This window comes from Piscinibacter sp. (assembly GCF_050175855.1).
Taxonomy (GTDB): domain Bacteria; phylum Pseudomonadota; class Gammaproteobacteria; order Burkholderiales; family Burkholderiaceae_C; genus Piscinibacter.
The window spans coordinates 1-7,176 of the sequence record NZ_JBFXIO010000275.1 but is presented as its reverse complement, the minus strand read 5'-3'; the positions used below and the strand labels follow the sequence as shown (position 1 = coordinate 7,176).

Here is a 7,176-nt window from a genome sequence, read left to right as displayed (position 1 = left end):
GACAGCAGCAGGCCCAGGCCGCCCGCGCCGACGAGGCCCAGGATCGTGGAGTCGCGGATGTTGAACTCCCACACGTACAAGACCTGCGAGACGAACTGCGGCAGCACCGCCGGCCAGACGCCCAGGAAAAACACCTGCGCGGGCGTCGCGCCGGTGGCGCGCACAGCATCCACCGGCTGCATGTCCAGCGACTCGATGGCCTCGGCCAGCAGCTTGCCCAGCGTGCCGGCCGAGTGCGCCGCCACGGCCAGGATGCCGGCCGTCGCGCCCAGACCGACGATGCCGACGAAGAGCAGGCCGAAGACCAGCGTGTGGATGGACCGCAGTGCGTCCAGCACGCCTTTCGCGCCCCACGACAGGGCGCGCGGGGCGTGCAAGTTGCGGGCGGCCAGCAACCCCAGCGGCAAGGCGATCAGCGCCGCCAGCACCGTGCCCAGCGTCGCGATGCGCAGGGTGGTCCACAGCGCACGGCTCACGCCCTGCAGATAGCGCACTTCGGTGGCGCGCTGGTCTTCCACGCGCAGCACCTGCCCGTCGGCATCACGCACCTGCAGATTGGGGTTGCCAAACCAGACCCGCAGGAAACTGGGTTCCGACATCTCGGCCAGCGTCTTGGTCAGGTTCTGCCAGGGCTTGCGACCCAGGCTCAGTTCGTCCTCGGCCGCCAGCGTCCACAGGCTAGCCAGCACGAGCACGGCGCAGGCCAGCAGCAGCGCGGGCAGGGCGGTCCAGCGCCCCGCTGGCGCACGACGCCCGCCGAGGGACACTGCCCGGGCCGGCAAGGCAACGGCCGCAGACCCCGCAGGGTCAGAAGGCGGCGTACTCACTGGGTGACCAGTTTCCCGGTGGCCAGACCGGCGTCGCGGATCGGACGGTAGAACGCGTTGTCCTTGGCGATGAAGCCGGTGTAGCGCGGTGGCAGCAGGTTGGGTGTGCGACTGAGCTCGGGGCCGACGGACGCCAGCGCCGCGCGCAGCTTGGCAACGAAGGCTGCGTCCTTGGCCAGATCGGCGCGCACCGCGACGGCGTCATTGGGCAGCGGGTCGGAGGTCCAGAAGACCACGCTGTCGGCGGCCTTGATCAGGCCTTCGGAAATCATGGCATCGCGGTTGCGGTTGTAGTCGGCACCGGCGTCGATCTCGCCGCGCGTGACCTGCATCTCGATGGCCTGGTGCTTGGTGTTGAGCACCCGGCCGAGATACTTGTCGGGGTCGATGCCGTTCTTCTGGAAGTGGTGGTATGGGATCAGGTAGCCCGAGGTGGACCCCTTGTCACCGAAGGCGAAGGTGCGGCCCTTGAGATCGGCAATGTTCTTGATGCCCGACTTGGGGTGCGTGACCATGATGGCGAAGTACTCCGGCTTGCCGTCGTACAGGATCGACGCCACAGCCTGGGCGCCCGCCACGTGGTTGGCCAGGACGTAGCCCCAGGGTCCCATCAGCGCGATGTCGGTCTCGCCGTTGGCCAGCGACTTGGCCAGGCCTTCCCAGGTGTCCACCGTGTAGAGCTTGACCGGGCGGCCGAGCTGGCGTGCCAGGTGCTCGGCCAGCGGGCGGTAGGTGGCGTCGTTCTTCTCCTTGTCGGGCTGGTACAGGCCGACGCCGAAGCGCAGCATGTCGTCGGCCGCGTGGGCGCTGCCGAGCGCGGCGAAGGCCAGGGTGGCGCTGGCGGCGAGGCGCGCGAGGCGGGACAGGGCCGATCGGCGGGTGGCGGGCTGGGTCATGGGGTGGTCCAACGGTTCAGGTAAAGGGGCGGGGTGGATCGAGTAAGGCAACTCAGGCGCCGCATGACGGCGCCGCCGCGGTGCCGTCGGCCAGCGCGCCGCCACAGCTCGAACCCTGCCCTGCGGTGCAGCCGAAACAGTGGTCGGCGACGCGGATGGGCTGGTCTTCCAACTGGCTGGCCGTGATCTCGCTGAGGTGCAGGCGCGGCTTGCCTGCATCGCGGATGGGCAGGCCGAGCTGCTGGTTGAAGTCGCAGTCATAGAGGTAGCCCTGCCAGTCCACGCTGACCAGGCTGCGGCACATCACCTGGTCGAGGTTGGCCTCGTGGTGGGCGCTGCGCAGCAGGCTCATGTAGCTGTTGAACTGGCCCTTGGACACCAGCATCGAGCCGAAGCGCTGGATCGGCATGTTGGCCAGTGTGAACAGCTGGTTGAAGACCACGCCGAAGTGCGCCGCCAGGTGCCGCTTGTAGTCTCGCTCCAGCGCCTCCTGCGGCGGCGGCAGGGTGGCGCCCTGCGGGTTGTAGACGAGGTTCAGGGTCAGGCCGGTCCCGGGCCGGCCGTAGCCCAGCGCGTTGAGCCGCTGCAGTCCCCGGATGCTGGCGTCGAAGGTGCCCTTGCCGCGCTGGCGGTCGACGTTGTCTTCCAGGTAGCAGGGCATCGAGGCCACCACTTCGACGCCATGCGCGGCCAGGAACTCGGACAGGCCCACCTGGCCGGGTTCCTCCAGGATCGTCAGGTTGCAGCGGTCGATCACGCGCACGCCGCGCGAGCGGGCCGCCACGACGAGCGAGCGGAAGTGGCGGTTGAGCTCCGGGGCGCCGCCAGTCAGGTCGAGCGTGCGCACCTCGGGGCTGGCGGCCAGGAAGGCGACGACGGCGTCGATGGTGTCGCGCGACATCTCCTCGGTGCGGTTCGGCCCGGCGTTGACGTGGCAGTGCTGGCAACTCTGGTTGCAGCGGTAGCCGAGGTTGATCTGCAGGGTGTCGACGACTCGGCGGCGCAGGGCCGGGAAGTCGGAGCGGACGAGAAGGGGGAGAGTGGCGTGCATGGCGTATCCGTGGTGGCTCACCCTCCTAGACGGCGCGGCGGGCCGTTCTCTTACAACCTGCCGGACCCGCGTGTAAGAAGTTGGTGCCGATGAGCGTCAATGTCCCTAGACCAGAAGGACTCGAGCGGCCGCGTCCGCCGCACCCACTGGTGGCCCGCTGCCCAGGGGCTTCCGCTTAGCATCCTGCCCCACAACTCTCGAGAGACCGCGCAGGCGACCACCTGAAGATGCCAACCGACCGACCCGGACCATCGGCAATGCCCGGCGACCAGCCCCGCTCGGCCGTCGGCGTGTGGCGCTTGATACTGATGCCACGTATCGTGCACTCGGCGCTGAAGGTTTCCCTGGTGGTCGGTACCGTGCTCAACGTCATCAACAACGGCGAGCAGTTCTGGTCCCATCACACCGTCAACTTGTGGCAGGCTGCGCTGAACTTCGTGGTGCCATATTGCGTGTCGAGCTACAGCGCCGCCCGCAACGAGGCCCAAAGGGCGCGAGGAGATTGAATGCAGCGTCCGACGTCCGACGCGCCGGTGCCGGCTTCCGCCACCATGCAGGGCATCAGTGCCGAGGCCCTGCTGTCCCTGCGGGCCGACATGCTGCGCTTTGCGCAACTGCAGTTGCGCAACACCGAGACCGCCGAGGACCTGGTTCAGGAGTCGATCGAGGCGGCGCTGCGCAAGTCGTCGTCGTTCGCCGGTCAATCCACCTTGAAGACCTGGGTCTTCGCCATCCTGCGCAACCGGATCATCGACCACCTGCGGCAGGCGTCACGCACGGTCACGATGTCCAGCCTGGTCAACGACGACGACGACTGGCAGGAGAGCCTCGAAGCGCTCTTCAACGAACGTGGCGCTTGGCGCGACGGGACACGACCGGTCGCCTGGCCGGATCCGGAGGAGTCGATGCAGACGCGACAGTTCTGGGCCGTCTTCGAGGCGTGCCTCGACCGCCTGCCTGCCAACACGAGCCGGGTGTTCATGATGCGCGAATTCCTGGGCTTCGAGGCCGACGAGATCTGTGCCCAGCTGGGTATCACGACCAGCAACTGCCACGTCATCTTGCACCGTGCCCGGTTGAAGCTGCGCGGTTGCATGGACGCGGGTTGGGGCCGTCCGGAGGGATCGACATGCTGAGCTGCAAGGAAGTGACCGCGATCTGCTCCGCCGAGATGGAGCGGCCGCTGAAGTTGGGCGAGAAGGTCTCACTGCGCACGCACCTGATGATGTGCACCGGGTGCACGAACTATCGCCGGCAGATGAAGGCGCTGCGGCAGGTGATGCAGGCCTATGCCGAGGGCCGGACCCCGAGTGTCGAGCCGGAGCGCGGGGTTCCTGATTGACGCCCAATGTGGTCCGGCCCTGCTCCGCGACGCGGCCGCGCTCGCGATCCGAAGGGCCTCATCAACAGCAGCGTAGGCGCCGACCCACCGTTGCGCTTCTTCTCGACCGGCGCGAGGGTGCCGGGTTGATGGGCAGCGGTGGTGCATTCACGACATTCCGCGGGCACGAGAACGGCAAGAGCTTCGCGCCTGCTCCGTCGACCCTCATTCGGTCTGGGCGGACGGCACGGTTGGTTCGAGGCCGTGACGGTAAAATTGCGCGGGAAAAGTCTCGTCGGAACAATGACTTAAGCTCGTTGATGGCAGCCCCGCTGCGGCGCCTTTCTGGCCAGTCGGGACGCGAGTCGGTGGTGTCGGCCGTCGTCGCGTGAGTCGATAGATGTCGATAGATCTCGAAAGGTCAAATTTGGCCGAACCGCCTGCAAACCCGCGCCAATGCTGATGCTCCGCACTTTGACGGTAAAAATGACGGTAAATTTCTACGGAGCAGCCTCAGGCGCATTACAAATCAACAGCTTAGAACGCTCGTTGATGATTGAGTGGGAGTAGGGGCGGACTAGGGCGGCGCCGCGCCGAGTAGTCGACGCCACTCGGCCACCACCGCGGAAGCGCGAAACTCCGGACGCAGGAATGCCTTGGGGCGCGCGCCGCTGCGCCAGGCGCGCAGCTTCTCGACCACCGCTCGCGTGTCCCGTGCGTCGACCAGCTGGTCCGGGCTGCTCAGGACTTCGCGCGCCGCGCCGAAATCGTGCGCGAGCACGGGCGTGCCGAGCGCGTTCGATTCCGCGAACACGAGACCGAAGGTCTCCGCATGGGCATCCTGCGGATAGAACACGCACAATGACTCGCGCACATGCCGGAAGAGCTCGTGCCGCGGCACGCGGCCCAAGAGCTCCACGCCCGGTTGTCGAGCGAGGCGGGCAGTGCGGCGCGAGCGAAGCATGGCTTCTTCGAGGGAGTTCCCGGCGACTACGAGACGCAGGTCAGGCAGTGCACGCCGCACTCTGCCGAATGTTCCAAGCACCTGCTCGACGCCTTTGTTGCTGAAGAAGACCAGCTTGTCGGGATCGACGCGCGTGCCGTCGGGCGCCAGACTCTCGTCGATCGGGTTGTAGATGCGCAGTATCGGGATGCGGCCGCCCAGCGCGCGGGCCAGGGGATGATTCATCAGGCGCCGGGTCGCTTCACGATGCGCTTCCGACACCGTGACGATGGCGCCGGTGCTGCGAGCCAATCGGGCGCGAAGCAGCAGGGTCTCGGGGCGTTGCCAGTTGTGGATCCAGAGCAGAAGGCGCGCGTGGGGAAATCGGCTGTGCAGCTTGACAATGTGCCGGTGCTTGCGCACCACCACGGCGCAGTCCGGCATCGCGCTGCCGAACGGCGCCGGATCCTGCAGCGGCACATAGCGCAGCCCCGCATGGGGCGAGTAGTGCGTGGATCGTCCGCGCTGGGCAACCGCCACCTCGCAGACGGCCGAGAGCCCTTCGGCCACGCGCACGACGCTCGCCTCGGTGCCGCCGACCCCGCGCCGCGACATCACGTCCGCGTCGTACGCGTAATCCGACGCGGCATCGTGAATCAGAACGCGCACCCCTAGCCCCGCAGGCGCGCCACCAGGTCCCGCACCGTGGACTCGCTCGCGCCCGCGATGCGCGCATTCGGCCGGCCCGTCGCGAAAGCGACCGCCAGCAGGATCTCGTCGGCGCGCGGCGCGCCGGACACGCGCACCGTCATCGTATCCATCGCGTCGTAGTTCCAGCCGTTGTCGATGCCGCCGAGCACGATGTCCAGGGCCTCGCCAGGGCCGCCCATCTTGGCGGTGCCGGGAATGAGCGCATTGCCCGCGCGAATCGCGGTGCGCATAGCAAGCCCGATGCGGCAGTGGATCATTGCCGCGCCCTGCTCGAGGTCGCCGGACTCCCCCACCAGGGCACCCTTGCCGTAGGCAATCGGGGGACGCCCGCCGAGCGCTTCGAGGGCCCGACGGGTCAGCAGCTCGCCCACCTTCACCGACGCGGCCACGTCGGACTCGAAATCGTCCGCCGCCGGATGGCCGGCCCGGGGGTTGGCGAGAACGGCGCAGCCGGCGGCGCGCAAGGCGGGCGGCCGAACCGGGCGGCCGGCCTGTTCGGCGATTTCCTGGACGAAAACGTGAATCTGGCGGATTTCCATGGCGCTCCTTTCTCAACCGCTATTGTGCTCGATAGAATTTCCGCACCTGATCCAAGAAGGAGACTCGGCTCATGTCCCGGAAGAAACCCGCCAGACGCCGCCCCGCGCGGCCCACTTTCCGCCTCTCCAGCCCCGACTTCCGCGCCGGGGGGACGCTCTCGATGGAGCAGGTCTTCAACAGCTTCGGCTGCACCGGCCAGAATATCTCGCCGGCGCTCACCTGGTCCGGCGCACCCGAGGGCACGAAGAGCTTCGCATTGTTATGCCATGACCCGGACGCGCCGACCGGCGGGGCAGGCTGGTGGCACTGGCTGGTGCTCAATATCCCCGCGTCGGCGAAGGGGCTGGCTAAGGACGCGGGCAAAGCCGACGGCTCCAACCTGCCGGGGGAAGCGATACAGGTGAATACCGATTTCGGCGGCCCGGGCTGGGGCGGGCCCTGTCCGCCCCCGGGCGACAAGCCGCACCGCTACGTGTTCACCTTATACGCGCTCAAAGTGGACAGGCTGGATCCGAGCGGAGGTACTGCCTCGCTCGCCGGCTACATGGTGAACGGCAACGCGATCGCCAAGGCGGCGCTGATCGGCAAGTACGGCCGCAAGAAGTAGGAAGCCTAGCCGCCGAAACTGTCCGCGACCGCGACGTCGAGCAGGTTCGGCGCGCCGGAGGCGATTCCCTCGCGCAGTGCAGGCAGGATGTCCTGCGGGTCGGTCACGCGTCGCGCCGGCATGCCCATCGACTGTGCCAGGTGCACGAAGTCGATATCCGGCTCGCGTATGTCCATGCCCACGAATTGATCGGTCTTGCGGAACGACACCAGCCGCTCCTTGAGGATGCGGTAGCCGCGGTTGTTCGCGATCACGTAGGTGATCGGGCGCTTTAGGTTCG

10 protein-coding genes are annotated in these 7,176 nt (G+C 67.7%); 4 read left to right on the top strand and 6 right to left on the bottom strand.

The window, feature by feature from the left end; genetic code table 11:
• The 3 genes from AB7U92_RS18590 to arsS form a co-directional block, all read right to left on the bottom strand.
• Positions 1–767, bottom strand: a 767-nt coding sequence (locus tag AB7U92_RS18590; RefSeq protein WP_428580323.1) for a PhnE/PtxC family ABC transporter permease, incomplete at its 3' end; no start/stop codon positions are given.
• A 56-nt stretch (positions 768–823) separates the two neighbouring features.
• The gene (locus AB7U92_RS18585; protein ID WP_428580320.1) at positions 824–1,723 is read right to left on the bottom strand and encodes a phosphate/phosphite/phosphonate ABC transporter substrate-binding protein; all 900 of its coding nucleotides are present in this window, start codon (positions 1,721–1,723) and stop codon (positions 824–826) included.
• 52 nt (positions 1,724–1,775) lie between these two features.
• Positions 1,776–2,774 (bottom strand): arsenosugar biosynthesis radical SAM (seleno)protein ArsS, encoded by a 999-nt coding sequence (arsS, locus tag AB7U92_RS18580; RefSeq protein WP_428580317.1) that lies wholly within the window; start codon positions 2,772–2,774, stop codon positions 1,776–1,778.
• 257 nt (positions 2,775–3,031) lie between these two features.
• Between arsS and nrtS the strand changes: the two genes are divergently transcribed.
• Genes nrtS through AB7U92_RS18565 form a run of 3 tightly spaced genes read left to right on the top strand, consistent with a single transcriptional unit; the run spans position 3,032 to position 4,116 of the window.
• The gene (gene nrtS, locus AB7U92_RS18575) at positions 3,032–3,280 is read left to right on the top strand and encodes a nitrate/nitrite transporter NrtS (protein ID WP_428580314.1); all 249 of its coding nucleotides are present in this window, start codon (positions 3,032–3,034) and stop codon (positions 3,278–3,280) included.
• Between the two features lie 27 nt (positions 3,281–3,307).
• Complete coding sequence (locus tag AB7U92_RS18570) at positions 3,308–3,910, top strand: sigma-70 family RNA polymerase sigma factor (RefSeq protein ID WP_428580311.1); 603 nt, start codon at positions 3,308–3,310, stop codon at positions 3,908–3,910.
• A complete protein-coding gene (locus tag AB7U92_RS18565) occupies positions 3,904–4,116 on the top strand; it encodes a zf-HC2 domain-containing protein (protein ID WP_428580309.1) in 213 nt (70 codons plus the stop codon). The genes AB7U92_RS18570 and AB7U92_RS18565 overlap by 7 nt, the downstream gene beginning before the upstream one ends.
• Positions 4,117–4,672: 556 nt before the next feature.
• Here AB7U92_RS18565 and AB7U92_RS18560 read toward each other — a convergent pair.
• The gene (locus tag AB7U92_RS18560) at positions 4,673–5,707 is read right to left on the bottom strand and encodes a glycosyltransferase family 4 protein (protein WP_428580306.1); all 1,035 of its coding nucleotides are present in this window, start codon (positions 5,705–5,707) and stop codon (positions 4,673–4,675) included.
• 2 nt (positions 5,708–5,709) lie between these two features.
• Positions 5,710–6,288, bottom strand: coding sequence for an amino acid synthesis family protein (locus tag AB7U92_RS18555; protein WP_428580303.1), 579 nt, complete (start codon positions 6,286–6,288; stop codon positions 5,710–5,712).
• Between the two features lie 71 nt (positions 6,289–6,359).
• On the opposite strand from AB7U92_RS18555, the gene AB7U92_RS18550 reads away from it, so the two are divergent.
• A complete protein-coding gene (locus tag AB7U92_RS18550) occupies positions 6,360–6,896 on the top strand; it encodes a YbhB/YbcL family Raf kinase inhibitor-like protein (protein ID WP_428580300.1) in 537 nt (178 codons plus the stop codon).
• A 5-nt stretch (positions 6,897–6,901) separates the two neighbouring features.
• Here AB7U92_RS18550 and AB7U92_RS18545 read toward each other — a convergent pair.
• Positions 6,902–7,176, bottom strand: a 275-nt coding sequence (locus AB7U92_RS18545) for a thiamine pyrophosphate-dependent enzyme (protein WP_428580297.1), incomplete at its 5' end; no start/stop codon positions are given.

Excerpts from the sequence above, each read along its gene's own strand:
- AB7U92_RS18585 (WP_428580320.1), bottom strand. The coding sequence starts at position 1,723 with ATGACCCAGCCCGCCACCCGCCGATCGGCCCTGTCCCGCCTCGCGCGC.
- arsS (WP_428580317.1), bottom strand. The coding sequence starts at position 2,774 with ATGCACGCCACTCTCCCCCTTCTCGTCCGCTCCGACTTCCCGGCCCTG.
- nrtS (WP_428580314.1), top strand. The coding sequence starts at position 3,032 with ATGCCCGGCGACCAGCCCCGCTCGGCCGTCGGCGTGTGGCGCTTGATA.
- AB7U92_RS18565 (WP_428580309.1), top strand. The coding sequence starts at position 3,904 with ATGCTGAGCTGCAAGGAAGTGACCGCGATCTGCTCCGCCGAGATGGAG.
- AB7U92_RS18555 (WP_428580303.1), bottom strand. The coding sequence starts at position 6,288 with ATGGAAATCCGCCAGATTCACGTTTTCGTCCAGGAAATCGCCGAACAG.
- AB7U92_RS18550 (WP_428580300.1), top strand. The coding sequence starts at position 6,360 with ATGTCCCGGAAGAAACCCGCCAGACGCCGCCCCGCGCGGCCCACTTTC.